This is a genomic window from Hydrogenobacter subterraneus, assembly GCF_055390195.1.
In genome coordinates, this window is the sequence record NZ_AP042473.1 from 493,217 (window position 1) to 518,297 (window position 25,081).

A 25,081-nucleotide genomic window follows, 5' to 3' on the forward strand; every position below is an offset into this window, starting at 1 on the left:
TTCAAACCCTGTTTACAGAGTAATCTAAGGCTATGTCTCCAAAGTATTCGCAAAGGGAGGGATGCGTATAGGGCATGCGGAAGAGCTGATCGTCCCAGAGAGCGTTGTTCATGGTAAAGGATATCAGATTTAAAGCTTCGCTAACCTCTTCCCCGACGATGGAGAAGTAAGAAAGCCTTCCTTCCTCGTCCACATACATGCTTATTATCCCCCTTCTTCCGTTTACAAAGCTCTTTGTGTTTGCGTTCAAGGTCTTTGTGATCTTTTTATGCCTTGCCTCATAAGAGCCAACAAAGCCAAGCTCAAAGGCCGAGCATATAACTATGGGCACAAGCTCAGGCCTGTAAGGGTTATAGAGGTCCATTATGCTCTGGCAGGCAGACTTTGCCTTTGCAATGGCATGGCTTGCACCCATGGGCTTTGTTATATCTCCCACAGCGTAAACATTCTTTATGTTTGTTCTCATACACTCATCAACCTTAACATAACCCTCTTGGTCAAACTCAAGGAAGGGGAAGCTCTCTTTGCACAAATTTGGAACCCTACCAGTAGCCTTTACATGAAGGTCCGCATCTATTATACTGTCCACAAACTTTACGCCACAGAGCTCTAACTCTTTCTCCAACTTTTCCACCATGTCCTCATCCACTGGATAGTCCTTCAAAAGCCTTCCCTCAACCTTTAGACAAACATGGTAGCCAAAGGCCGAAAGGATAAAGGAGAGCTCGCAGGCGCTAGCACCGGAACCTTCTATAAGTATTTTACCCCTTGGAAGCACCTTTCCCGTTAGCACATCCTCCGGGCTTGTGTGTCTTTCCTTAGGCTTGGAGCCGCAAGCAAGCACAACATGCTCACCCCTAAGATAAAGGTTTTTACCTACCTTTACCGTATTCTCATCCACAAGCACACCAATACCCTTTATAAGGTCTATACCTTCCCTTTTTAGCAAAAATTCCGCATTAGCCTTTATCTGGTTTATCCTTGTTCTTACATACTTTAAAGCCCTCTCAAAGTCCAGCTTTACCTCAAAGCCCTTCTTCCTTAAAGAGTAGGCCTCCTTAGCTATACGGTAAAGCCCTTCCTTTGGTATACATCCCCTGTTTAGACATGTACCACCAAGCTCCTCAGCCTCCAAAAGGGCTACCTTTAGTCCACCCTTTGCAAGTATGAGGGCTGAAGTAAAACCCCCCGGACCGCTTCCTACAACAACCGTATCATAGATCTTTATCATCCTTTCACCTCCAGTTCAAAAAGACAAAACTCTTTGCCTTGTGCTACACACTCCACCTCTTTACATTCCCATTTGAGGTCTGTTAGCTCTTCAAAGATGCCGGAAAGAGCACCCTGTAAGGGTATACAGACAGGCTTTTTGCCTTCTTGCCCCTCTGCAAAGACAGAGCTTCTAATGTATATCTTTATCTTGTTCTCCTCATTCTTCCAATGGTCCACAACTCCTATACCAGCCTCTTCAAGGAAGGTCCTAAGGTAGAGCTCTATTTCCTCCGTGGAGGGCGCATGATTCCCTATAAGTTCCTTTAATATTTGCCCCGCTATCTTCCCAGCCTTTTTGCCAGACATGTTGAGTATGCCACCTATACCAAAGCCTGAAAGCTTTACTATGCTTGAATAAAACTCCTGCACAGGCTTTCTAGGCACTATAAAACCTTCCTGCCTTAGAAAAATCCTGATCTTTGACACCGCCTCAAGCTCGTCCATTTTCGTACCTCCTTGATTGAATATGAATTCATAATTTAGCATACCCTCCTTTCATGTCAATATGGTACTCAATCTCCAATAGTAAGCGTTACAAAGGGCTTAGTTTCTTTATAATCTGGCCAAGACCTTGTGTGTAAGGTGGGCTTGTAGGTGATGAACTTGAAGGGATACTCCTGCTCTATCTTGTCTGGGTCAAAGCCTTGATACTGACCTGCCTCTCTCAAGGACACATATCTTGGATAACAGGGCATAAACTTACCGGTGATGGGATTATGCCTTGTGGCCAAGCCCTCAAAGTAGAACCTTACTATGTTCTCCTTGTTCAGTGAGAACTTGTAGAGGTCTCCTTTAAAGTGGTCCTCACAGTTTAGGAAGAAGCCACCTTTGGAGAGCAGGAAGGTCACCTTGTACTACTGATAGACATCTGCATGTCCTAAAAAGTTGTTAGAGCTTCTCTCTGGATTCACCTCTTTAATCTTCATGGAGTTGTGCTTGCAAACAGCGGTAAGATTGGAAATACAAGCAGAGTGTATGGCTTGCAAGGTTTAAGGGTTCTGGAAAGCTTGGTCCAGCCAATGTAAACCTACTTGGTATTCACTCCTCAGGTAAAAACAACGGCAACGGTTCTAAAACAGTTCATAGTCTTCTTGGCACTGGTGGCTACTGGGCTTACACTTACATCTTCACACCCCATAAACCTTCCGATATGAACGACCTTGTGCTTGAGCCTGGAAACAGAGGGCTTGGTCTTACAACGATTCAGGCGAATAAACAGTTTCTTTTTTTTATTTTATACTTTTATACTAGACCCTCCTTTTTTGTTTTATATTTAATCACTGAGGAGGGTTGTCAATGATGAAAGAAATTGTAGATAAATTAAACCAAAAGATAGAGAATGGTCTTATAGTGGAGCTTCCCAATGGTGTATGCTATGGACAGGGAGAGAACAGAATAAGGATTACAAAGGGTGAAGCTCTAAAGGATATACTCAGGGATGCAGAAATGGGTTTTTGTGAAGCCTACATGCGAGGTGATGTGATTGTAGAAGGCGATCTGGAGAGGGTTTTAATGGCCTGTATGGAGTATTTAGCTTCCAATGAAAGGAAAAGTCTAAAGGATACCTTTTCATACCTTCTTAGGTTTTTGCTAAAAGGTCTAAGGCTCATAAAAGGCTTGGAAGGGAAGGAAGTAAGAAGGCATTATGACCTTGGGAACGATTTTTATAAACTCTGGCTTGACAGCTCCATGACCTACTCCTGCGCCTTCTTTTCAGAGCCCAACGTGTCCCTTGAGGAGGCACAAAGTGAAAAGAGAAGAATAATCTACGAAAAACTGCAGTTAAAAGAAGGTGATAGGCTATTGGATATAGGCTGTGGATGGGGTTCAATCATACTTGAGAGCGCATCCCTTTATAACATAAGGTCTGTTGGCATAACCCTTTCTAAAAACCAGTACGAGTTTGTAAAGGATAAGATAGAAGAGCTTGGTTTGAAGGGGAGGGTAGAGGTATACCTTATGCACTACGAGGACCTTCCCAAGCTTGGGGAGAAATTCAACAAAGTGGTCTCCGTTGGCATGTTTGAGCATGTAGGAAAAGGAAGACACAGAAAGTTTTTTGAAGTTGTAAACCAGATCATGGAAGAGGGTGGGCTCTTTTTACTGCATACCATAGGGAAGGTTCACCCATCAAGCCAAAGCAGGTGGATAAGGAAGTACATATTTCCAGGTGGTTATCTACCCTCCATAGAGGAGGTAATAAAAGCCTCTAAGGATCTTGATTTTAACCTCATAGACATAGACGATTGGAGGCTTCACTACTACTTTACACTCAAAGAGTGGAAGAAGAGGTTTTATAAAGTAAAGGACTGGGTCATAAAAAGATATGGTGAGGAATTCTTTAGGATGTGGGAGCTTTATCTTACTGCCTCTGCCGTTTCCTTCTACATAGGTAGCAACCACCTTTTCCAATTCCTCTTCTCCAAGGGTGTAGTAAACAGCTATCCTGTGATGAGAAGGCAGTTTGGCTATCCACTTTTAACCGCTTGAAGGTCCCCAAGGCCCTTCTTTATAAATTCCCTTACAAAGGGAATACTGGAGTTTAATATCTCCTCTTTTGTTCCTATTTGAACCAGCTCACCATCCCTTAGTATGAGTATGCGGTCTGAGATGGAGAAGGCGGACACAAGGTCGTGGGACACCACTATGGCCGTAGAGTTTGTTTTATCTCTAAGGCTTACAATAAGCTCATCTATGAGCCTACTGGTTATGGGGTCAAGGCCGGAGGTAGGCTCATCGTAGATTATGAGCCTTGGCTCCGTGGCTATAGCCCTTGCTATTCCTACCCTTTTTCTCATACCACCTGAAAGCTCGGAAGGATACATATCAAGATGCTCTTCTGAAAGGCCAACCAAGCTCAAATACTTTTTGGCCATCTCCCTTAGCTCCTCCTCTTTGAAGTCCCCATGCTCCAAGTAGTAAAATACCACGTTCTCCCAAACCTTTAAGCTGTCAAAAAGAGCAGCACCTTGAAAGACGTAGCCTATATACTTCCTCATTCTGTCCAGCTCAAACTGGCTTAGTTTGGGCACCTCCTTTCCAAAAACCTCCACCTTGCCAGAGGTGGGCCTATAGAGACCCACCAAGCACTTGGTAATGGTAGTCTTCCCACTTCCGCTACCACCCAGTATGGTGAATATCTCACCTTCATAGACTTCAAAGCTTATGTCTTTTAAAATCTCCCTTCCGTTTATGTTAAGGCGTAGGTTCTCAATCCTTGCTATGCTCTTCATAAGCTTCTTAGTGCTTCCAGCACCAGTTGGTCCAGCTCACCAGCCTTTTGAAGGTCTCCCGTATGCATAAAGGGTATGGTGCCCGTTATGGTGCCACCGGGGAAGAGGTTGTTTTCTATGTTGTATATCTCCACCTCAAAAACAGAAACAGGGAATTTTACCTCATCTATCCTATCCTTTATCATGCTTGCCCTTCCATAACATGCCAAAGCCTTATCTTGGGCTATAAGCATAAGGGATGCTGTGCCTGTTTGAAGCATATTTTTGGCACTTTTGGCGTTGGCACTAAGGGCTATCCTTATGGTTTTATCATCTACAGGATATACCCATGTTATAAAGGTTAAATGAGGGCTTCCATCCTTATCCACCGTGCAAAGCACCACTGGAAAAACTCCAAGATTGCGCATTAGCTCCACAAGGTCCTTTGGAAGCATGTCTTACCTCCTTTGAATTTTCATAAAAATATAGGCTCTTTGAAGGGTGGTGAAAAGAGAACCTATGGCTATTATCAACACCGCAAGGAATACCATATCAAGGGCAATGCCCAAAAGAAGGACTATCCACCTTTCAGGCCTTTCAAAGGTGCCTACCTTTAGCTCAAAGCCAAGCCCCTCAGCCCTTGCTCTTGCGTAGCTAACCGTGTAAGAAAAAACCATAGCAAGCATGGAAAAAAGGGAAAGCACTTTGTCTTCCGAAGATAGGGCTATAGCTATAAAGGGAAGGGCATCGGAAATTCTGTCCATAAGAGAGTCAAAGAAGGCACCAAAGGGCGAATTTCTGCCAGAACGCCTTGCAAGGCTACCGTCTATAGCATCACACAAAGCACCCAAAAGTAAAAAGATAAAGCTTATAAGGTTTTGGCCAAGGTAGAGGAAAAGAGCGCCTATGGCCACAAGAAAAAGTCCAAGTATGGTTATAAGATTTGGAGTGGTGCCAAGTTTATTAAGTAAATCTACCAATGGCTCTACAAGCCTTTCAAAGGTTGGTTTTAACTCTCTTACAAGGTAGCTCATAATCTTCTCCTACGGCGAGGGAGGGATTCGAACCCCCGGTGGGCTTTGAACCCACAGCGATTTTCGAGACCGCCCCGTTCGTCCACTCCGGCACCTCGCCTATCCTATAATTATATTCCAACAGCATGCTAAACCTTGCGGTAGTCCAATACAGGCCAGCCTTTGGAAAGGTGGAGGAAAACCTTTCCAAGGTAATGGAAATTCTCAAATACATAAAGGAAGGCTCCATAGTGGCCTTGCCAGAGATGTGGCAGTGTGGCTTTGACTATGAAAACTTAGACAAGCATGCGGAAAAGACAGAGGATGTGTTGGAAGAGATAAAAAGGCTCTCTTTTGAGAGGGACCTCACCCTTGTAGGCACATACCCTTTAAAGCTTGAAGGAAAGATATACAACTCGGCCATTTTGGTGGAAAAGGGCAAAATAGTAGGCGTAAGGCACAAGATAAAGCTATTTCCTTTGTATGAAGAGCCAAAACATTTTACTCCGGGCGTAGAAAACCCGGTCTTTGAAAGCTGTAAGGCAAAAATTGGCATCCTCATATGCTTTGAGCTGAGGTTTCCTGAACTTTCACAAAGCTTAAAAGAGGCGGATATTTTAATAGTGCCTTCCATGTGGGGTGAGAAAAGAAAGGAACATCTAAAGGTCTTATCCCGTGTGAGGGCCATAGAAAATCAATCCTTTTTGATGCTTTCCAACGCTTGGGGAAGGGTGGGAGAGGAGGAGTATGCCGGACATTCTGCCATATACAGCCCTTGGGGAGAGGTGCTTGCCTTTTCCGAAAAGGGAGATAGCATACTTCAGGTAGGTGTGGAAAGGGAACAGGTGCAAAGGGTAAGAGAACTTATACCCCTTAGGTTTTAAAACTCCTCCAGCTCTCCCTCCTCAAAGGTGACCTTTTCCATGGCAGACATGAGCCTTTCAAAAACAGTATAAAAATCATCGCCTATGTTCCTTACATACCTTCCATACTCCATCTGGAAGGCCTTTGAAACTATGGCCTCCTTCTGAAGGGCGTTCTTTAGTCCCAATTCTTCATACCTTCTGTTTAGCACCTCTTTTGCCTTCATCAAAACCTCCGCCCTCTTTTCCCTCTCTTCCTTTGCAGACTCCAAGGGAGAGTCCAAGAAGAAATCTACCTTCTTTAGAACCTTTTCAAAGGCGTAGCCCGGAAACTTCTTGTCCCCTATCTTATCCACTATAAAGCCTATGGTTATAAGGTAGGCTTCCTCTACAAACTTCTCAAGCCTGTATTCTTCCAAAGAAGGCTCCTTCTGAAGATAAGACATAAATATCTCATAGGCTTGATGGGCCTTATCCTTTAGCGATGGCACCTTTTCTACGTTGAGGGCTATGATATAGTCTTTGGCAGAGGCTGGGAGGATAATGACTGGAAATTCTGACATGCCAAGCCTTCTTCCTGCTTCAAACCTGTGCTGTCCGTTTATAACCTCATAGTAGCCATCTTCCGTTGGAATCACGGTTAAAGGCTCCACAAAGCCTATCTTCTCCATAGACTCCATAAGTCTTTTTATGTGTGCATCCGATAATTCACGCTGAATAGATGGTATAACTATCTTGCTCTCTGGCACTATGGCAAACTCCAGTTCTAAGCCCTTAATAGGTTCCCTAAACCTCATCCTACACACTCTTGCGTAGTTTTAAAAAAATATTATAACCTTTACACGTTGGGTGAGAAATTAATTAAGCAACGGTGATGCCATTATGCCTTTTTGTTAAAAAAATAAATGAGACGAGCAATGTAAAAGCGGCTGGTCTTTGACCCGCACGATGTTTTATAATCTGACAGGTTTAAAACCTGCCACTACAAAGGACGAATTTCTCACCCGGCGTATAAAATTAATAACTATGAGGTACGTAATCTTTCTTTTGTTGACTCTTTTAAGTCTTGTGGGAGCGCAGGAGGTTATAAAGTTTGGTGCGGCGGTTTCTCTGACGGGAAAGCTTGCCAAGGAGGGACAGCTCTTAAAGAGGGGTTATGAACTTTGGAAGGAAAAGGTAAACGAACAGGGTGGCATAAAGGTAGGTGATAGGCATTATAAGGTTGAGATAGTTTATTACGATGACCAGAGCGACCCTACTACCACAGCAAGGCTTGTGGAAAGGCTTATAGTCCAAGATGGTATAAGGTTTATCCTTGGACCCTACGGAAGTGCTCAGGTTTTTGCAGCGGCACCCATAGTGGAAAAGTATGGAGCCATTATGATTCAAGCTGGTGGAGCCTCCAGCGACATATACGAAAAGGGATACAAAAATGTGTTTGGGCTTTACACCATAGCACCAAACTATGGAAGGGACCTTGTGGAGCTTGCTACCACCTTAGACAGAAATCTTAAAACCATAGCCATAGTTTATGAAAAGGACATATTCGCCCAAGATGCAGCCCAGGGAGCCTATGAACATGCTCAGAAAAAAGGCCTTAAAGTGGTCCTTTTTGAAGGCTATCCAAAGGAGGCACAAGATCTTTCCAGTCTTATTCAAAAGGTAAGACTTCAAAGACCGGACATAATAATAGGCTCTGGCCACTTTGCAGACTCTGTTCTTTTGGTAAAACAGCTAAAACAGTTTAGGGTAAATCCAAAGTTCCTTGGCCTGACCGTTGGACCCGCCCTACCAGCTTTTGTAAAGTCCCTCGGAGAGGATGCGGAAGGAATATTCGGCCCTGTGCAGTGGAGTCCTGCCTTAAACTACAAAGACCCCATCTTTGGAAATACGCAGAACTTTGTAAAGCTTTATAGGGAAAGGTTTAAGGAAGACCCAGAGTATCATGTGGCGGGAGCTGTGGCCGTTGGCATAGTATTCCAAAAAGCCATAGAGAGGGCAAAAAGCCTTGAAGTTCCCAAGGTAAGGGAGGCTCTTACAAAAAACAAGGTAGAAACCCTCTTTGGACCTGTGGGCTTTGACTCTACAGGTAAGATAAACACAAAGCCTATGGCCATTATCCAGATACAAAAGGGGCGTCAGGTAACCGTATATCCTATAAAAGAGGCTGGACCCATATATCCCAAGCCCTCATGGAAATAGTGCTTCAGCTACTACTGGATGCTCTTTTACTCTCAGGCTTTTATACCATCCTTTCTGCTGGCTTTTCCTTAATGTGGGGTGTAACTGGCATAATAAACTTGGCCTACGGGTCCTTTATAATTCTGGGAGCCTATCTTTCATACATCATATATATGGCAGGCTTTGATGTTTTGCTTTTCCTTCCTATCATATTTATCCTTGGCTTTCTCCTTGGGCTTTTCTTTCAAGCCCTCTTTGTAAACCGGCTTATGGGTTATGAACCCTTTACCATACTTGTGCTTACCTTTGGCTTTGATGTGGTTATAACCAACCTTTTAAACCTTATATTCAAAGCGGACATAAGGTCTATAAGCCTTCCTTTTGAGAACTCCTCCCTTTTTATTGCAGACCTTATCCTTCCACTTAATAGGCTTCTGGTCTTTTTCTTTTCTTTAATCTCCCTTTTTGCCCTTTATACCTTTCTAAGGTACTCATGGACCGGCAGGGCTATAAGGGCTGTCTCTTTGGACCCTGTTGGCGCCCAGCTTTGCGGTATAGATCCTAAAAAGGTTTTTATGATAAGCACGGGCATTGCCATAGGGCTTGCCCTATTTTCTGGTAGCTTTTATGCTATGCTTCAAGGCTTTACACCCTTTGAGTCCGGCTGGCTTACCATAAGGGCTTTTTTAATATGTGTTATTGCAGGGCTTGGTAGTGTAAGCGGGCTTGCCTTTGGTAGTTTTATCTTATCCCTTTTTGAAGTCTTCTCTGGCTTTTACTTAGGAGAAGATTGGAAAAATGTGGTTTCTCTTATGCTTCTGATTGCCTTCCTTACCATAAGACCAAGAGGACTCTTTGGCATAAGGTACCATGAGAAAGGCTGATTTAATACTCCTTTTCTTAATCCTTCTTCTCTTTGTTTTACCCCTCCAGATAAACCCCTATTGGCTTCGCCTTCTGACAGCCTTTATCTTTTTATCCTGCCTCTCATATTCTCATAACCTTCTCTTTCATTTCCTTGGCTATCCAGCCTTTGGAGGTGTAGCCTTCTTTGGTTTTGGAGCCTACACCTTTTCCATCCTTTACAACAACTATTCAACTCCCCTTCTTTTATCCCTTTTGTTTGGAGGTTTATCTTCTCTTGTTCTCTCCCTCCTTATCTCCCCCATCCTTATGAGGTTAAAAAGCCACTACTTTGCTATAGCCACCTTAGCCTTTCAACTTTGTTTGATGGAGCTTGCCCAAAACCTTGAAATAACAGGAGGCACAAAGGGAATAGCCTTCAACCTTCCTGAATATTCTAACCTCATCGCCTTTTATTCCTTCCTTACCTTACTTTTAACCCTCTTTATGCTTACCCTTTTCCTTGATAGGTCAAGGCTTGGGCTTACCATGAAGGCTATAAGGGAGGATGAGACCACAGCCCTAAGCGTGGGTATAAACGTTGTGTTATATAGGTCCATTGCCTTTATGGTTATGGCTTTCTTCCTTGGTTTAACTGGAGGTGTTTTTTCCTTTTGGAATGCTTATGTGGATGCTTCAACCCTTTTTAATCCCATGCTGTCGGTAAAAACCTTCTTCATACTTACCCTCTCCCTATCCCTTCCTACCTATGGTCCTCTCCTTTGGTCCTTTTTCTTTGAGATGCTTTTTGAATTGCTTTGGAGCAAGTTCCTTATGCTTCATGGCCTTCTTCTTGGCATTGCCATAGTTTTACTTATACTCTTCTTTCCAAGGGGGTTTGTATGGAGAAGGTCTTAGAGGTGGTAGATGTTAAAAAATCTTACGGTGGAAACCTGGTTTTGGACTGTGTAAGCCTTAGTGTAAAGAGGGGAGAAGTGGTTGGGCTATTGGGACCAAACGGCTCTGGCAAGACCACCCTTTTAAACATCATATCTGGTATAATAAGACAGGACTCTGGCACATTGCGCTTTAAAGGCATTGATATAAGTGGTTTACCATCCTACAGAAGGGCAAGGCTTGGTATAGGAAGGACCTTTCAAATTCCAAGACCTTTTTGGAACCTTACCCTTTGGGAGAATATACAGATAGCAAGCCACCATGCGGGAAAGGGTGCTGAGGTGGAGGAACTTCTTAAAAGGGTAGGGTTATATGAGCTAAGAAACAAAAAGGGCGGTGAACTTTCCTTAGCCCAAAGGAAGAGGCTTGAGCTGGCAAGGGCTTTGGCGCTTAAGCCAAGCTTGCTTTTACTTGATGAGGTTTTTGCGGGCCTAAACCCAGCATCTACAAAAGAGATTCAAAGCCTTTTAAAAGAACTAAAGGAAGAGGGCATTAGCATACTTATGGTGGAACATGTGCTTAAGGCACTTTTTGGTCTTGTGGATAGGGTTGTGGTTCTTCATGGGGGAAGGATAGTGTATGATGGAAGCTTGGAGGGTATGGCGCAGGACCAAGAGGTAAGGAGGGCTTATCTTGGAGAAAGGCACCTTGCTTTTGAAGGTTGAGGACCTAAGCGTAGGCTATGGTGATATGGTGGTTTTAAAGGAGATAAACATGGTGCTTTATGAAGGAGAGTCGGTGGTGGTCTTTGGGTCTAACGGCTCTGGGAAAAGCACTCTCCTGAAAACCATAGCTGGCCTTCTCAAGCCATGGAATGGAAGTATAAGGTTTAAGGACAGGGACATATCTGAGGTTAGCCCTTATGATAGGTTAAAACTTGGCATAGCTTTGGCAAGCGATACAAAAAACCTCTTTCTGGATATGACCGTTGAAGAAAACCTTGTGCTTGGCGCATATACAAAGAGGAGGGATTTTAAAGAGAGGTTGGAAAAGGTCTATTACTTCTTTCCAGAGCTGGCACAGGTGAGAAAGAAACTGGCTGGCGACCTCTCTGGAGGCTTTCAGAGGATGCTTTCCATAGGCAGGGCCTTCATGTCAAAGCCTGTGCTTCTTATGATAGATGAGCTTTCCTTGGGCCTTTCTCCAAAGGTGGTGGATAGGCTTGGAGAAGCCCTTAGGGAGATAAGCACAAAGGAGGGTGTATCTCTGCTGGTTGTGGAGCAGGAGATATACCTCGCAAAGCTTTTATGTAAGAGGGGTTATGTGCTGGACCTTGGAAGCCTTGTGGCGGAGGGGGAGGTGGAAGAACTACTTTCCAAGGATGTGGTTAGGAAGGTTTACATGGGTCTTTGGTGACCTTGTTGCCTTTACAATAAAGCCAGGTTCCCTATTGCAATAATCCCAATTTGTATATAATTCTATTTCCATACGCCGGGTGAGAAATTAGACCTCAAGTTCACCCCTCCTATAATAGCTATATCCAATAGCATAAGCATATACATACACAAGCACACAAGTTAAAGTCCTCCACCCACTACCAGCATTAAAAAGCTTTATCTGACTTATAACACCTTCCACTACCTGCCTTTTTGCCCTCATCTCCCTACTACCACACACAATCACACCTTCACAACCCCTATAACCCCTATCTCCATACACCACACAACTCTCCACAAGCTTCCTAAACCATAAACTCCTTCTCTTCCTTTCCCTAAATGCCCTAACCTCATGCACACTTCCAAAGCTTATCCACACATCATAAACTCTTCCCCACCTATCACATAACACCATCATCAACATGCCATACCTGACCTCCTCAAACTCCACTACCTTCCCATTGTCTCTCCGAACTATCTTCCTTCTCCTCTTTGCCCACCATACCTTCCCTCTTACCCTCCTTATCTTCTGTGTCCTCGCCCTGTTTACATTGGCTATGTCCACTATGGTTCCATCTATTACAAGTTCTATCTTCTTACCATACAAAAGCCTTGCTAAAATCATAAGCCTCAGCTTGTGAAGCTTGTATTCTCTCAATATCCTGTATACTCTCTTGAGTCTGTATCTTCTGAAGATATGCCATGATTGTATGGATGGGTCAATAAGTAGTTTAGCTAAGGTGAGGACTTTTGTATTGGTTATGTAGGAGAGTATAAAGATGGCTGCTATATGGATGTCTGTGAGTTTAGGCTTTCTGCCTGCTTTAGCTTTTGGCACATTAAGGAATGGCAAGGCATTTTCAAGGTCTTTTAGGATTTGTTGGTAGATGCGTAGGTAAGGTGGTATAATTTCCATGGTAAAAACCTCCGATGGTTTTTAGGGCTACTATTATAGTAGCCCTGCTGTCTTTTTATTGATATGGAAAGTTTGGCTTAAAGGGAATTTCTCACCCAGCGTGTAATTTGTATATAATTCTATTTCCATGACTGGACATGAGATTCGTGAACTTTTTTTGAGCTTTTTTGAAAAGAAAGGGCATACAAGGGTAAAGTCTGCCAGCCTTGTGCCTGAAAAGGACCCTACCTTGCTTTTTGTAAACGCTGGCATGGTGCCTTTTAAAGAAGTTTTCCTTGGCCTTGAAAAAAGGCCATATACAAGGGCAGTTTCCTGTCAAAAGTGTTTGAGAGTCTCTGGAAAGCATAACGACCTTGAAAGCGTAGGCTTTACCTCAAGGCATCACACCTTTTTTGAGATGCTTGGCAACTTCTCCTTTGGGGATTACTTTAAAAAGGAAGCCATAGAGTATGCCTGGGAATTTGTCACAGAACATCTAAAAATACCCAAGGAAAGGCTGTATGTGAGCGTTTTTAAGGAGGATGAAGAGGCCTTTCTTTTGTGGAGAGACCATATAGGCCTGCCAGAGGAGCGCATATGGAGGATGGGAGAAGAGGATAACTTTTGGCAGATGGGAGATACGGGCCCTTGTGGGCCTTCTTCGGAAATATACGTGGATAGGGGTCCAGATTATGAGCCAGAAAGGTACCTTGAGATATGGAACCTGGTCTTTATGCAATACAATAGGGACGAAAGGGAAATCTCACACCCCTTCCAAAGCCTAACATAGACACGGGCATGGGCTTAGAAAGGGTGGCAAGCGTTCTCCAAGGCACAAGGACCAATTTTGAGATAGACCTCATAAGGCCCCTTATAACCTTTGGTGAGGAGCTATCAAAGAAATCCTACGGTGAAAACTTTGAAACAGACAGCGCCCTAAGGGTCATAGCGGACCACCTTAGGGCCCTCACCTTTGCTGTGGGTGATGGGGTCCTACCTTCCAATGCGGGAAGAGGCTATGTGCTAAGGAGGATACTCAGAAGGGCAATGAGGTTTGGCTACAAGCTTGGCATTGAAGAACCCTTTTTACACAAGGGTGTGGATTTGGTTGTGGATATAATGAAAGACCCCTATCCAGAACTTGTGCAGGCAAGGTCCTTTATAAAGTCTGTTATAAAGGGAGAGGAGGAAAGGTTTATAAACACATTGAAAAGGGGTATGCCTTACGCAGAGGAGATATTGCAGAAGGCAGAAAGGGTTATTCCCGGAGACCAGATATTCACCCTATACGACACCTATGGCTTTCCAATAGACCTCCTTGAAGAGATGGCAAGAGAAAGGGGCATAAGCCTTGATATGGAAGGCTTCCATAAAGAGATGGAAGAGCAGAGGGAAAGGGCAAGAAAGCACTTTAAGATAGAAGCGGAAGAAACACAGCCCATTTATCACCATCTAAAAGAGCTTGGCATGACTTCCAAATTTATAGGCTACGAAGAAACATCTGCAAACACTCAAGTTTTGGCCATAATAAAGGATGGGGAGCTTGTCTCTGAACTAAAAGAGGGAGAAAAGGCAGAAGTGTTCCTAAAAGAAACACCTTTCTACGCAGAAAGGGGTGGCCAGATAGGCGATGTGGGAACCATTGAAGGTCCAGAAGGCATCTTTTTCGTTGAGGATACCCAATCTCCACTGGAAGGCATAATAGCCCATAAGGGATATATGGTTAAAGGCGTTTTAAAGGTAGGAGAACAAGTTTTTGCCCACATAGAGGAAGAAAGAAGGGAAGATATAAAGCGAAACCACACGGCCACCCACCTTTTGCATGCAGCCTTAAGGGAGGTGTTGGGAGAACATGTGCGACAAGCTGGTTCCTTGGTGGCAGACCAGTATTTACGCTTTGACTTTACCCACTTCCAACCCCTTACGGAGGAGGAGATAAAGAAGATAGAAGAGCTTGTAAACTATCAAATCATGAAAAACCAGCCTGTGATGGTGGAGGAAATGGACTATCAATCTGCCATAAAAAGCGGAGCCATAGCCATCTTTGAGGAAAAGTACGGAGATAGGGTGAGAGTTTTGAGCGTGGGGGACTTTTCAAAAGAACTATGTGGTGGGACGCATGTTAAAAGGACTGGAGATATAGGCTACTTTAGAATAGTTTCTGAGTCTTCCGTAGGTGCTGGCATAAGGCGTATAGTGGCCAAAACGGGCAGGTGGGCAGTGGAAGATGCCTTCAACGAGAGAAAGGTCCTTACCGAAAGCGCACGCCTCCTTGGAGTATCCACAGAAGATATACCAAAGGCAATACAAAGGCTTATGGAGGAGATTAAAGAAAAAGAAAGAGAGATAGCAAGGTTAAAGGAAAAGCTCTTGACTGGCGGAACAGCCCTTTCGGACATAAAGAAGGAAAGCTTAGGACAAATAGACTTTTACTTTGGCCTTTTGGAGGATGTGGACCCAAAGGATATGCTTGTCCTGGCCGATAATATAAGGAACAAAGACAACAAAGCCATAGTATTCCTCCTTAGCAAGAGAGGGGACAAGGTATCATCCCTTATAGCCCTTTCAAGGGCCTTGACAGGCCAAATTTCTGCAAAGGACCTTATGAACATTGTCTCTGAACATCTTGGCGGTGGTGGAGGCGGAAGGGATGACCTTGTGCAGGGAAGGGTAAACACCCTTGAGGGCTTGCAAACTGCCTTGGAGGCCTTAAAATCTGTTATAATAGATAGGCTTAAGGAGGTGAAAGGATGAAAAAGGGCATACATCCAGAGCTTAAACCTACGCTTTTTGTATGTGGTTGTGGGAACCAGTTTACCTTGCTTTCCACAAAGGGTGGCACCGTATACCTTGAAACATGCAACGCTTGCCATCCTTTTTACACAGGAAAGCTAAGAGTAAAGCCCGCCTTCCTTGAGCTAACCAGCAAGAAGTAATGCTTAGCCAGGAGCTTGAAGAGAAGTTAAAGTTAGCCGAGCAGAGGTATTTGGAGCTTCAATACCAACTTAGTAGTCCAGAGGTAGTTTCTGACAGAGAAAAGCTTACAAAGCTTGGAAAGGAGCTAAAAGAGCTTGAGGAGCTTTACAATGCGTACAAAAACTACAAAAAGATCCTTTCTGACCTACAACAAGCCAGGGAACTTTTAAAGAATGAAGAGCTAAAAGAACTGGCAAAGGAAGAGGTGGAAAGGCTTACCAAAGAGCTGGAAAAGGTAGAAAAGGAGATAAGAATTCTGTTGCTACCAAAAGACCCAAAGGATAGCAAAAACGTTATCCTTGAGATAAGGGCTGGTGTGGGTGGTGAAGAGGCTGCTCTTTTTGTGGCAGACCTATTGCATATGTACCAAAAGTATGCGGAAGAAAAGGGATGGAAGTTTAGCATACTCTCTGCCAACAAAACGGGCCTTGGTGGATATAAGGAGGTTATAGCCCTTATTGAGGGTGAGGGAGCATACTCAAGGCTTAAGTTTGAAAGCGGCGTTCATAGGGTTCAAAGGGTGCCAGCAACGGAGGCGGGCGGTAGAATACATACATCAACGGCTACCGTGGCAGTCCTCCCAGAAACGGATGAAACAGAAATACAGATAGACCCAAAGGACCTTAAGATAGAGACCTTTAGGGCAAGCGGTGCGGGAGGCCAGTATGTAAACACTACAGAAACGGCAGTAAGGATAACCCACTTTCCAACTGGTATAACCGTCTCCTGTCAAGATGAAAGGTCCCAATTCCAAAACAGGCAGAAGGCCCTAAAAATACTCTATGCAAGGCTAAAGGACTTTTTTGAAAGACAAAAGGAAGAAGAATTGGCAAGGGAAAGAAGACAACAGGTAGGCACTGGAGAGAGGAGCGAAAAGATAAGAACCTACAACTTTCCTCAAAATAGGGTTACAGACCACAGGATAAACCTTACCCTTTACAGGCTACAAGATGTATTGGAAGGAAAGCTGGATGAGATTATACAGGCCCTTATAGAACACGATATAGAAGAAAAGCTTAAAGCTCTCGCATAAGCCTGTAAGGCTTTAGCATATTATCCTCTATAAGGCCCACACCCAAAAAGTTATCCATCTCATACAGTCTGAGAAAGGTTCTTTCATAAGGCCTTTCAAGCCTTATAGGCATGCCGTGCCTTATCCTTCTTGAAAGTTCTCTACTTAGGCTTATCCTTGGCAGAAAATCAAGGGCATCCCCTATGGGTATCAAAAGCCCGGCGAGGTCCTCAAGGGACATAAGCCTATGGTAGCTTATAGCCTTCTCCACGCCAAAATTTCCAATCCTTAACCTTCTTAGCTCTACCACATGGGCTCCGCAGGAGAGGTCAAGGCCAAGCTGATGAACCAAGCTCCTTATATAGGTGCCGGAAGATACCTCAAAGTATAGACTAACATGTGGTAGGTTGCATTCTCTCAATTCTGCTTTGTAAACATGCACCTCTACCGGCTTTATATCCACCTTTAGGCCCTTTCTTGCCAATTCATAGGCCCTTTTTCCCCCCACACGCTTTGCCGAAAAAGGCGGTGGTGTTTGGAGTATGGTACCAGTAAGGCTTTTTAAAGCATTTTTTACATCTTCACAAGATATTTCTACTGGCCTTGTTTCCAATATTTCTCCTTCTGCGTCATAGCTATCTGTTATCTCACCAAGCTTTGCTACAGTGATATATGCCTTATCCAAGCTTGTGAAAAACTGGGAAAACTTTGTGGCCTCGTTTATAAGGACAAGCAAAAGTCCAGTGGCTATTGGGTCAAGGGTTCCACTATGCCCAGCTTTTACTTTAAACCTTTTTTTAATGCCTTCCACCACTTCCATAGAGGTCATGCCCTTTGGCTTGTCTACGAGGAGTATTCCAGAAAGCATCAGCTTAAAAAGTCTTTAAGATGCCTTTTCATAGCCATATTTCTTAGCTTTCTAAGCGCCCTTGTCTCAAGCTGACGCACTCTTTCCCTTGATATCTGCAAAATTTCACCTATCTCCCTTAGCGTCCTTGGCTCCTCACCCCTTAGACCAAACCTAAGCTCTATAACCCTTCTTTCCTTTTCGGGAAGTTTATCCAACAGGTCCTCTATCTCCTTTTCCAAAACTTCGTTTATTATCTTTTCTTCCACGTCCGCAGTGCCGTGTTGGCTCAAAAAGTCCACAAAGGAAGTATCCTCGTTTTCGCCCACTGGCGCATCAAGGGATAGAGGAACCCTGCAAAGCTGTAAACACTTCTCCACTTCCTCCGGGCTTATCTTATAACCTTCCTTTTTTATCCTTTTTTCTATCTCTTCCTCGGTTGGCTCCCTTCCAAGCTCCTTTTCAAGCTCCTTTTGAAGTATCTCCTTTGTATATTCATAGGCTATCTCTTCAGAAGTTGGTTCCCTTTCAAACTCCCTGTATAGCCTGCTGTATATACTGCTAATACGGTTTATAAGATGGGATTGTTTTATTGGTATTCTCACTGCTCCCGTTTGTTGGGAAAGTGCCTGCATAATTGCCTGCCTTATCCACCAAACGGCATAAGATATAAACTTTACGCCCCTATCTGGGTCAAATCTTTTGGCCGCCTCTATTAGTCCATGGTTGCCAGCGGCGATCAATTCGGAAAGGGGAAGACCATACCCAAGGTATTGTTTGGCTATGCTTATAACAAATCTTAGGTTTGCCTCCACAAGCCTCCTAAAGGCCTGTGGGTCGCCTTCCTTTGCCCTTCTGGCCACTTCCTTCTCCTCCTCGGGAGTGAGGAGGGGTATTTTGGAAACCTTTTTAAGGTATTGGTTTATGATCTCTTGCTCTGTATCTGGTATCATCTTTCCTACCTCAACCTTAAGACTAAAAAGAGGTTATTCCCTCTCCTTCTTATGAGTAGGAGGACGCTATTTTTACCCCCCTGCCTTAAGGCTTCTATACTTTGTTGAAAGTCCTTTACACTGTATACAGGTCTGTTGCCCACTTGGAGTATTATATCACCTGGCAATATACCGCTTTGCATGGCAAGGCTGTTGGGCGCCACACCAACCACAAGCAAACCCTTAACACCAAACCTTTTTTCTTCCTCAGGTGTAAGCTCTCTTAGCATAAGACCTATGTCTGTTTGTGTTTGGTCCTGCTCTCCCACCTGCCTATCTTCTGGCATCTCACCCACTTTTACCCTAAGGCTTATCTCCTTACCTTCCCTTATGACCTTCATATTAACTTCTTTACCAGGCGGTGTTCTCATTATCTTAAATTGTAGCTCCCTCACCTCATTAACCTTTTGACCATCTATCTCCACCACTATATCCCCTACCCTAAGACCTGCCTTATCTGCAGGGCTTCCGGGCATTACTTGAGCTATTATTACACCTTCTTTTATACCAAGGTTTTCCGCCATTTCTGGCGTTATGTCCTGTATTACCACCCCAAGCCATCCTCTTACCACCTTACCCTTTTCTATAAGTTGGTCCGCCACCCACTTGGCTAAGTTTATGGGTATGGCAAAGCCAAGGCCTTGACCTTCTGCCAAAATGGCCGTGTTTATACCTATTACCTCGCCTTTTATATTTACAAGGGGTCCGCCAGAGTTGCCCGGGTTTATGGCTGCGTCTGTTTGTATAAAGCTTTCATACTGGGTAATACCTATGGCCCTTCTCAGGGCAGACACCACGCCAACGGTTACAGTTCTTTCCAAACCATAAGGATTTCCTATGGCTATTACCAATTGTCCAACCTTTAGTTTGTCAGAATCTCCAAGCTTGGCTATCCTACTTTGGGGGTCTGGTATATCCTTATCATCCACCTCTATCACAGCCACATCCGTTTTGGGGTCTGTGCCAACTATCCTTGCCTTTTTTTCTGTGTGCTTATCAAACCTTACAGTTATTGCCCTGGCATTCTGTACCACATGACTGTTGGTAAGTATATAAAACTTACCCTTTTTGTGGTCTATTATTACACCAGAACCAAGGGACCTTCTCTCCTGTGGTGGTATTTGGAATGGGAAGGGGAAGGGAACTTCTATGCCCGATACTTCTTGCGTTGCAAATATGGTTACCACAGAAGGGGATACGGCTTCCACTATGGTGGTAAGCTCCTGTTCAAACTGAGAAAGCACGTTGGAGGTTATTACAGGCTTTTCTTCTTTTGTAGGTTGGGCTTCCTTTTGCTGTGCTTTGCAGCTAAAGAACAGGGAAGAAAGCAAGAAAAAAACCGATAAGAAGGATAGCATCTTTAACCTCCTCTTCATCCTTTTACCTCACAGGAAAAGAATAGGACCCTAAAAAGGGGCTTGTCAATCGTTTTTATCATACTTTCAAGCCTCCTCTTTGAGATTATACCACCTTTGAGGAGAGGATTATAGGAAGAACCCGTATAGTGGAAAAACCGTATCAAATCCCAGCCTTGAAAGGGGATAAGAATATCCTCAACAAAAAAACTCTTTATTGTCGCCTTACTTTCAAGAATGGACCCTACTTCCTCTACCTTTGGGAAGGGGAAGCCTGTTTGTGGGAGGCTACCTTCCACTGGCAAAGCACATAAAAAAAGCCTTTTACAAACCCTCAAAGCCTCCGGCAGGCTTTTATTTATGTCTGTCCAATGAAGGGCAAAATTGCTAACCACACAGTCAAAGCTTTTATCCTTGAAGGGTAAATTATGAGCATCTCCAAGCACAACCTTCCCAAACCTTTCCTTATATACCCTTGCCATACCCATGGCAATATCCACGCCAACCACCTCTTGCAACCCTTGACTCATAAGGCCAGTGCCACAGCCCACATCAAGGACAGACCCTTTTATATCTTCAATTCTTTTTAGCCTTTCTGCAGAGTACCTTTGGGGCAGAGCCCAATCTTCGTAGCTATTGCACGCTCTTGAGAACTTTAAAGATAAGACTTTCATCCTTTGGGAAATGTCCTCCTAAGAAGGTTATTAATTTAGACCTTTTTAGCATGTTGTAAAGGGTAAGGGATGAGCTAAAGGGTGCTATGGGGTCCTCTGTGCCGTGCAAGATTATGGTCCTTTGTCTTATGTATGGTAGTATGGGCCTTAGGTCCAATTTCATATAATCCTTTAACATCTCCCTTGCACCCTCAAGGTTAAGGCTATCCTCAAAAGGCTTGGGATAGGCTAAGGACCTAAACTCTTTTAAAAAGCTTTCTCTGTCCCTTTCAAGCCTTAGCATAAAACCTCTAAGGTTCTTCTCCGGCCAAGCACAAGAGAAGCATGCACAAGCTCCAATGAGCAAAAGCCCCCTAAACCTATCTGGAAACATATATGCCATCATAAGAGCCAAGCTTGCACCCAGCGACCAACCTATCAAAAGGGAACCTTTTTCCACCCTTAGGGCTATATCCCTTGCCAGACTCCAAAGGTCCTTGTATTCAAGTGTGCTTTCTCCATGAAAGGGTAAGTCTATGGATGGTATGTTTTTTAGGACCTTTGAGCTAAACCCCCATCCGTGGATGAAGAAAAGCGGGTCCGGAGGGACTCGAACCCCCGACCTAGGGATTAGAAATCCCTTGCTCTGTCCAGCTGAGCTACGGACCCTCGGGGTGGCAGGACTTGAACCTGCGACCTTTGGCTCCCAAAGCCAACGCTCTGCCACCTGAGCTACACCCCGTATCTATATAAAATTATATCTCAGGCTTTAAGTGTAGGTTCCTTTTCTGCAACAAAAAGGACAAGGTCTCTAAGCCTGCAAGAATAACCCCATTCGTTATCATACCAAGCGCCCACATGGACCAAGTCTCCAAGCACTTGAGTTAGCCCAGCGTCAAAGATGGCTGAGTGGGGGTTTCCTATTATGTCCTGTGAGACTATAGGGTCTTCTGTGTATTCAAGTATGCCTTTGAGAGAGTTTTCTGAGGCCTCTTTAAAGGCTCTGTTTACCTCCTCCACAGAAGAGGGGGGATTTTCTACCACCACTGTTAGGTCTATCAAGGAACCATCGGCCACAGGCACACGCCTGGCTGTGCCGTCAAGCTTACCCTTAAGCTCTGGGATTACTTCGCCTATGGCCTTTGCTGCACCTGTGGTGGTTGGTATTATGTTTATTCCAGAGGCCCTTGCACGCCTTAGGTCCTTGTGAGGAAGGTCCAAGACCCTTTGGTCGTTGGTGTAAGCATGCACCGTAACCATATAACCCCTCTTTACACCAAACTTTTCATGAAGCACCTTAAGGGTTGGAGCCAAGCAGTTGGTAGTACAAGAGGCGTTGGATATGATCCTGTGCTGTTCTGGGTCATACATACTCTCGTTAACACCCAAAACTACGGTTATATCAGGGTTTTTGGCGGGTGCAGAGATGATAACCCTTTTGACCGTGTCCCTAAGATGGAGTTCGGCCTTTTCTCTGCTGGTAAAGGCGCCCGTGGATTCTATCACCACATCCACGCCAAGCTCGCCCCATGGTATTTCTGCCGGGTCTTTTACAGAGAATACCCTTATCTCTTTTCCATCCACTACAAGGCTTGAGTCTTTTGCTTCCACTTTCCCTTTAAACCTTCCATGCACAGAGTCATACTTTAATAGATGGGCCAAAGTTTGCGTATCTGTTAGGTCGTTGATCGCCACTATTTCAATATCTTCATAGCCGTAGCAAGCTCTAAGAAAGGACCTACCTATTCTACCAAAGCCGTTTATGCCAACTTTAATACCCATAATTACACATTATAAACCAACTCATGGGCATGGTAAGAGGACCTTGCCAAAGGCTCGCACAATACCCTTTCAAAGCCCAAAGACAATGCTATATCTTTTAACCTATCAAACTCTTCCTTTGAGTAGACCTTGGCCACTGGGTAGTGCTTAGGGCCTGGGCTAAGGTATTGACCTATAACCAGTATGGATACACCTACCCTTTTAAGGTCTTCCATTGTCTTGATAACTTCCTCCCATCTTTCCCCCAAACCAAGCATAAGCCCTGATTTCACGGGTGCAATTTGGCTTTTTGAATAAAACTCCAAGACCTTGAGGCTTCTTTTATAATCTCCCTGAGGCCTAACCTTTGGAAAAAGCCTTTCTACCGTTTCTATGTTGTGTGCAAGCACATCTGGATGGGATATAACTATGTTTTCAAGAGCCCTTTCCGACCCTTGGAAGTCTGGGGTTAAAACCTCCACCTTAAGGTCCTTATCCCTTGATTTTAAAAACTCTACGCACCTGCGAAAATGCCCAGAGCCATAATCGGACAGGTCATCCCTGTCTACGGAAGTTATCACCACATACCTTAGCCTTAGCTCTTTTATAGCATAGTATAGCCTTATGGGTTCCGATGGGTCTGGTGCAGTAGGCCTTCCTGTTGCCACATGACAGTACTTACAAGCCCTTGTGCATACCTTACCCAATATTAAAAAGGTGGCAGTTCCCTTAGAAAAGCATTCGCCTATGTTGGGGCATAGAGACTCTTCACAAACGGTGTTAAGAGAATACTTCCTCAAAACCTGCTGTGTTTTGAATAAAACCTCCTTTTGAGGTGCTTTAACCAACAGCATACTTTAAAATCTCCTTTTTTCCTCTTCCCTCTTTTGAAGAAGTCTGTATAACTGTGGCTGATGTGACTTCCTTCACTTTCTTGATAGCTTGGTGTATATCCTTCTGTGTAGCCCTATCACACTTGGTAAGAACTATAATATATGGAAGCCTTAGGCCCTCAAACCATTCAATAGCTTGCACATCCAAATCCGTAGGACCCACAAGGCTATCTATAAGCAAAAAGACAACCCTTATATTCTCCCAACAGCTTTTAAAGTAATCTTCTATCATTGCACGCCACTCTTCCCTTTCTGCCTTTGAGACCTTTGCAAAGCCATAGCCGGGAAGGTCCACAAGATAAACATCATAATCTTCAAGGAGGAAAAAATTAACGCTCCTTGTCCTTCCGGGTTCTTTGCTCACCCTTGCTATATCCTGCCCCACCACCATGTTTATAAGGGAGGATTTACCTACGTTGGACCTTCCTGCAAAGACCACATGCCTTCTCTCATCCTTAGGAAAGTCCTTCTTAAAACTACCAACGAACTTAACCTTCATGCACTCCCTCAAGTATTTCCTTTATTTCTCCTATAAGGTAAAGGGACCCAAGGACTATTATATCCTCCTGAAGGTCCAAGGCTTGGCGTGCCTCTTCAAGAAGATGGATTTCCTTAAAGCCCAATTCTTTTGCCTTCTGATAGACCTTTTGTATATCTTCTCCTCTATGGTGTTTTATGGGAACAAGGTAAAGCTTGTCCGATAGGCTTCTAAGGTATGTTAGAGATAGGTCCCATTCCTTTTCACGTAAGGCTGTAAAAACTGGTGTAAGGCCTCCAAGGTGGCTTTTAACCTCTTTTACAACCCTGGCCACACCATCGGGATTGTGAGCGCCATCCAGTATGAGTAGAGGGTCCTTCCTTACTATCTCCATCCTGCCTTCCCATCTTGTATTTTTCAACGCCCTTCTTACCCTTTGTTCTTCAAGTTTTATCAAAAGGCCTGTGGCCCTTAGGGCAAGGCTTGCGTTGTCTATCTGATACCTTCCCCATAGGCCAAGCTCCACCTCTTTTATGTCCATAGCATCATCTTTGTAAAAGTCCATCAAAGTGGTAAGCCCCTCCACCCTTCCGTAAGAAAAAAAGTCAATGCCCGCCACATAAAGGTCTTCCTCCCTGCACATTTCCAAAGCCTTGGGATATAGTGGGTACCTCATACTTCCAAGGACCAAGGGCTTTCCCCTTCTGTATATACCAAGCTTTTCTACGGCCCTACTCTCGCAGTCTGCACCCAGCCACTTTGTATGGTCCCTCTGTATGTTTGTTATTACGCACACCTCTGGCAAGCACACCTTTGTGGCATCCCACCTTCCACCCATGCCCACTTCAAAGACTGCAAGATCAACCCCTTCCTCTTCAAAGAATCTTAGCGCCAAAAGAGTGCATGCCTCAAAATAGGTAAGTTCAAATCTTTCAAAAACATTTTTAAGCTCTTTTATTAAGTAGGATAGCCTTTCTTCCGGTATTTTCCTTCCGTTAATCCTCCACCTTTCCCTTTCATCAAAGAGGTGTGGAGATACAAACCAGCCAACTTTATAACCGTGATGTTGCAATAGATTGCTTATGAAGGCACAGGTAGAACCTTTACCGTTGGTCCCTCCCACCTGAATAGATGCGTAGGAAGGCTTTAAACCAAGATAATCTACGGCCCTTTCTATTCTTTCTAAGGTTGGAACTATGTGGTAGTCTTTACCCTTATAAAGGTCATAAACACGCATAAAGTTTAATTATAGCCCCCGGAAGGGGGCTTATCAGCCTTAGGAGATAACTCTTACGTTTTTAGCTCTTAAACCTTTTGTATCCTGTTCTACATCAAACTCGACCCTTTGACCTTGCTGAAGGGTCTTGAAGCCTCTTTGCTGTATAGCGGAGAAGTGCACAAACACATCTCCTTGATTGTCATCACGGGTTATAAAACCATAACCCTTTTCTTTGCTGAACCATTTGACTGTACCTGTGAGTGGCATGGAACAAAAACCTCCT

General features: G+C 44.1%; 27 protein-coding genes, 3 tRNA genes and 1 pseudogene. 10 read left to right on the forward strand and 21 right to left on the reverse strand.

Going from position 1 to position 25,081, the window contains the following annotated elements:
* Window position 1: 1 nt before the first annotated feature.
* The 3 genes from ACZ5GB_RS02780 to ACZ5GB_RS02790 all read right to left on the reverse strand — a co-directional run bounded on the left by ACZ5GB_RS02780 (window position 2) and on the right by ACZ5GB_RS02790 (window position 2,120).
* Window positions 2–1,231: an FAD-dependent oxidoreductase gene (locus ACZ5GB_RS02780; protein ID WP_464327464.1), complete on the reverse strand. Its 1,230-nt coding sequence runs from the start codon at window positions 1,229–1,231 to the stop codon at window positions 2–4.
* Complete coding sequence (locus tag ACZ5GB_RS02785; protein ID WP_464327465.1) at window positions 1,228–1,716, reverse strand: V4R domain-containing protein; 489 nt, start codon at window positions 1,714–1,716, stop codon at window positions 1,228–1,230. The genes ACZ5GB_RS02780 and ACZ5GB_RS02785 overlap by 4 nt, the downstream gene beginning before the upstream one ends.
* A 68-nt stretch (window positions 1,717–1,784) precedes the next feature.
* The gene (locus ACZ5GB_RS02790; protein ID WP_464327466.1) at window positions 1,785–2,120 is read right to left on the reverse strand and encodes a hypothetical protein; all 336 of its coding nucleotides are present in this window, start codon (window positions 2,118–2,120) and stop codon (window positions 1,785–1,787) included.
* Between the two features lie 448 nt (window positions 2,121–2,568).
* Here ACZ5GB_RS02790 and ACZ5GB_RS02795 point away from each other — a divergent pair, with 448 nt between their 5' ends.
* A complete protein-coding gene (locus ACZ5GB_RS02795; protein ID WP_464327467.1) occupies window positions 2,569–3,762 on the forward strand; it encodes a class I SAM-dependent methyltransferase in 1,194 nt (397 codons plus the stop codon).
* On the opposite strand, the gene ACZ5GB_RS02800 is transcribed toward ACZ5GB_RS02795, so the two are convergent.
* From ACZ5GB_RS02800 to ACZ5GB_RS02815, 4 genes are all read right to left on the reverse strand, one after another.
* A complete protein-coding gene (locus tag ACZ5GB_RS02800; RefSeq protein WP_464327468.1) occupies window positions 3,741–4,505 on the reverse strand; it encodes an ABC transporter ATP-binding protein in 765 nt (254 codons plus the stop codon). The genes ACZ5GB_RS02795 and ACZ5GB_RS02800 overlap by 22 nt on opposite strands.
* Window positions 4,502–4,939 carry a pyridoxamine 5'-phosphate oxidase family protein gene (locus ACZ5GB_RS02805; RefSeq protein WP_464327469.1) on the reverse strand — a complete coding sequence of 146 codons (438 nt, stop codon included), beginning with the start codon at window positions 4,937–4,939 and terminating at the stop codon, window positions 4,502–4,504. The genes ACZ5GB_RS02800 and ACZ5GB_RS02805 overlap by 4 nt, the downstream gene beginning before the upstream one ends.
* Window positions 4,940–4,942: 3 nt before the next feature.
* Entirely contained in the window at window positions 4,943–5,518 is a 576-nt protein-coding gene (locus ACZ5GB_RS02810; RefSeq protein ID WP_464327470.1) for a CDP-alcohol phosphatidyltransferase family protein, read from the reverse strand.
* Between the two features lie 12 nt (window positions 5,519–5,530).
* Window positions 5,531–5,618: transfer RNA gene (locus ACZ5GB_RS02815), tRNA-Ser, on the reverse strand.
* A 25-nt stretch (window positions 5,619–5,643) separates the two neighbouring features.
* Between ACZ5GB_RS02815 and ACZ5GB_RS02820 the strand changes: the two genes are divergently transcribed.
* Window positions 5,644–6,381, forward strand: coding sequence for a nitrilase-related carbon-nitrogen hydrolase (locus ACZ5GB_RS02820; protein ID WP_464327471.1), 738 nt, complete (start codon window positions 5,644–5,646; stop codon window positions 6,379–6,381).
* Here the strand turns inward: ACZ5GB_RS02820 and ACZ5GB_RS02825 are convergent.
* Window positions 6,378–7,157: a ParB/RepB/Spo0J family partition protein gene (locus ACZ5GB_RS02825; RefSeq protein WP_464327472.1), complete on the reverse strand. Its 780-nt coding sequence runs from the start codon at window positions 7,155–7,157 to the stop codon at window positions 6,378–6,380. The genes ACZ5GB_RS02820 and ACZ5GB_RS02825 overlap by 4 nt on opposite strands.
* Window positions 7,158–7,386: 229 nt before the next feature.
* Between ACZ5GB_RS02825 and ACZ5GB_RS02830 the strand changes: the two genes are divergently transcribed.
* The 5 genes from ACZ5GB_RS02830 to ACZ5GB_RS02850 are packed head-to-tail and all read left to right on the forward strand — an operon-like array spanning window position 7,387 to window position 11,697.
* Window positions 7,387–8,562, forward strand: coding sequence for an amino acid ABC transporter substrate-binding protein (locus ACZ5GB_RS02830; protein WP_464327473.1), 1,176 nt, complete (start codon window positions 7,387–7,389; stop codon window positions 8,560–8,562).
* Window positions 8,553–9,425: a branched-chain amino acid ABC transporter permease gene (locus ACZ5GB_RS02835; protein ID WP_464327474.1), complete on the forward strand. Its 873-nt coding sequence runs from the start codon at window positions 8,553–8,555 to the stop codon at window positions 9,423–9,425. The genes ACZ5GB_RS02830 and ACZ5GB_RS02835 overlap by 10 nt, the downstream gene beginning before the upstream one ends.
* Entirely contained in the window at window positions 9,412–10,302 is an 891-nt protein-coding gene (locus ACZ5GB_RS02840) for a branched-chain amino acid ABC transporter permease (protein ID WP_464327475.1), read from the forward strand. The genes ACZ5GB_RS02835 and ACZ5GB_RS02840 overlap by 14 nt, the downstream gene beginning before the upstream one ends.
* The gene (locus ACZ5GB_RS02845) at window positions 10,287–11,006 is read left to right on the forward strand and encodes an ABC transporter ATP-binding protein (protein WP_464327476.1); all 720 of its coding nucleotides are present in this window, start codon (window positions 10,287–10,289) and stop codon (window positions 11,004–11,006) included. The genes ACZ5GB_RS02840 and ACZ5GB_RS02845 overlap by 16 nt, the downstream gene beginning before the upstream one ends.
* Complete coding sequence (locus ACZ5GB_RS02850) at window positions 10,975–11,697, forward strand: ABC transporter ATP-binding protein (RefSeq protein WP_464327477.1); 723 nt, start codon at window positions 10,975–10,977, stop codon at window positions 11,695–11,697. The genes ACZ5GB_RS02845 and ACZ5GB_RS02850 overlap by 32 nt, the downstream gene beginning before the upstream one ends.
* A gap of 87 nt (window positions 11,698–11,784) precedes the next feature.
* Here ACZ5GB_RS02850 and ACZ5GB_RS02855 read toward each other — a convergent pair whose 3' ends face one another.
* Window positions 11,785–12,633: a hypothetical protein gene (locus tag ACZ5GB_RS02855; protein ID WP_196607743.1), complete on the reverse strand. Its 849-nt coding sequence runs from the start codon at window positions 12,631–12,633 to the stop codon at window positions 11,785–11,787.
* 127 nt (window positions 12,634–12,760) lie between these two features.
* Here ACZ5GB_RS02855 and alaS point away from each other — a divergent pair.
* From alaS to prfA, 3 genes and pseudogenes are all read left to right on the forward strand, one after another.
* Window positions 12,761–15,366: pseudogene (alaS, locus tag ACZ5GB_RS02860) on the forward strand (alanine--tRNA ligase).
* The gene (rpmE, locus tag ACZ5GB_RS02865) at window positions 15,363–15,548 is read left to right on the forward strand and encodes a 50S ribosomal protein L31 (protein WP_464327478.1); all 186 of its coding nucleotides are present in this window, start codon (window positions 15,363–15,365) and stop codon (window positions 15,546–15,548) included. Before alaS ends, rpmE begins: the two are co-directional and overlap by 4 nt.
* Window positions 15,548–16,621 carry a peptide chain release factor 1 gene (gene prfA / locus ACZ5GB_RS02870; protein WP_464327479.1) on the forward strand — a complete coding sequence of 358 codons (1,074 nt, stop codon included), beginning with the start codon at window positions 15,548–15,550 and terminating at the stop codon, window positions 16,619–16,621. The genes rpmE and prfA overlap by 1 nt, the downstream gene beginning before the upstream one ends.
* Here the strand turns inward: prfA and truB are convergent.
* The 12 genes from truB to ACZ5GB_RS02930 form a co-directional block, all read right to left on the reverse strand.
* Complete coding sequence (truB, locus tag ACZ5GB_RS02875) at window positions 16,605–17,468, reverse strand: tRNA pseudouridine(55) synthase TruB (RefSeq protein ID WP_464327480.1); 864 nt, start codon at window positions 17,466–17,468, stop codon at window positions 16,605–16,607. The two genes, prfA and truB, sit on opposite strands and share 17 nt — an antisense overlap.
* The gene (locus ACZ5GB_RS02880) at window positions 17,468–18,400 is read right to left on the reverse strand and encodes a sigma-70 family RNA polymerase sigma factor (protein WP_464327481.1); all 933 of its coding nucleotides are present in this window, start codon (window positions 18,398–18,400) and stop codon (window positions 17,468–17,470) included. Before ACZ5GB_RS02880 ends, truB begins: the two co-directional genes overlap by 1 nt.
* Before the next feature lie 5 nt (window positions 18,401–18,405).
* Window positions 18,406–19,815 carry a Do family serine endopeptidase gene (locus tag ACZ5GB_RS02885; RefSeq protein ID WP_464327482.1) on the reverse strand — a complete coding sequence of 470 codons (1,410 nt, stop codon included), beginning with the start codon at window positions 19,813–19,815 and terminating at the stop codon, window positions 18,406–18,408.
* Window positions 19,812–20,468, reverse strand: a complete 657-nt coding sequence (locus ACZ5GB_RS02890; RefSeq protein ID WP_464327483.1) for a methyltransferase domain-containing protein — start codon at window positions 20,466–20,468, stop codon at window positions 19,812–19,814. The genes ACZ5GB_RS02885 and ACZ5GB_RS02890 overlap by 4 nt, the downstream gene beginning before the upstream one ends.
* Complete coding sequence (locus tag ACZ5GB_RS02895) at window positions 20,428–21,078, reverse strand: alpha/beta fold hydrolase (RefSeq protein ID WP_464327813.1); 651 nt, start codon at window positions 21,076–21,078, stop codon at window positions 20,428–20,430. The genes ACZ5GB_RS02890 and ACZ5GB_RS02895 overlap by 41 nt, the downstream gene beginning before the upstream one ends.
* Window positions 21,043–21,116: transfer RNA gene (locus tag ACZ5GB_RS02900), tRNA-Arg, on the reverse strand. The genes ACZ5GB_RS02895 and ACZ5GB_RS02900 overlap by 36 nt, the downstream gene beginning before the upstream one ends.
* A tRNA-Pro gene (locus ACZ5GB_RS02905) sits at window positions 21,117–21,189 on the reverse strand. It lies immediately after the preceding tRNA gene.
* A gap of 20 nt (window positions 21,190–21,209) precedes the next feature.
* Window positions 21,210–22,229, reverse strand: a complete 1,020-nt coding sequence (gene gap / locus ACZ5GB_RS02910; RefSeq protein ID WP_464327484.1) for a type I glyceraldehyde-3-phosphate dehydrogenase — start codon at window positions 22,227–22,229, stop codon at window positions 21,210–21,212.
* A gap of 2 nt (window positions 22,230–22,231) precedes the next feature.
* Window positions 22,232–23,062 carry a lipoyl synthase gene (gene lipA, locus ACZ5GB_RS02915; protein WP_464327485.1) on the reverse strand — a complete coding sequence of 277 codons (831 nt, stop codon included), beginning with the start codon at window positions 23,060–23,062 and terminating at the stop codon, window positions 22,232–22,234.
* A complete protein-coding gene (gene yihA / locus ACZ5GB_RS02920) occupies window positions 23,049–23,600 on the reverse strand; it encodes a ribosome biogenesis GTP-binding protein YihA/YsxC (protein ID WP_464327486.1) in 552 nt (183 codons plus the stop codon). Before yihA ends, lipA begins: the two co-directional genes overlap by 14 nt.
* Window positions 23,590–24,816 (reverse strand): bifunctional folylpolyglutamate synthase/dihydrofolate synthase, encoded by a 1,227-nt coding sequence (locus ACZ5GB_RS02925; protein WP_464327487.1) that lies wholly within the window; start codon window positions 24,814–24,816, stop codon window positions 23,590–23,592. Before ACZ5GB_RS02925 ends, yihA begins: the two co-directional genes overlap by 11 nt.
* Before the next feature lie 39 nt (window positions 24,817–24,855).
* The gene (locus tag ACZ5GB_RS02930; RefSeq protein WP_464327488.1) at window positions 24,856–25,065 is read right to left on the reverse strand and encodes a cold-shock protein; all 210 of its coding nucleotides are present in this window, start codon (window positions 25,063–25,065) and stop codon (window positions 24,856–24,858) included.
* Between the last annotated feature and the right edge of the window lie 16 nt (window positions 25,066–25,081).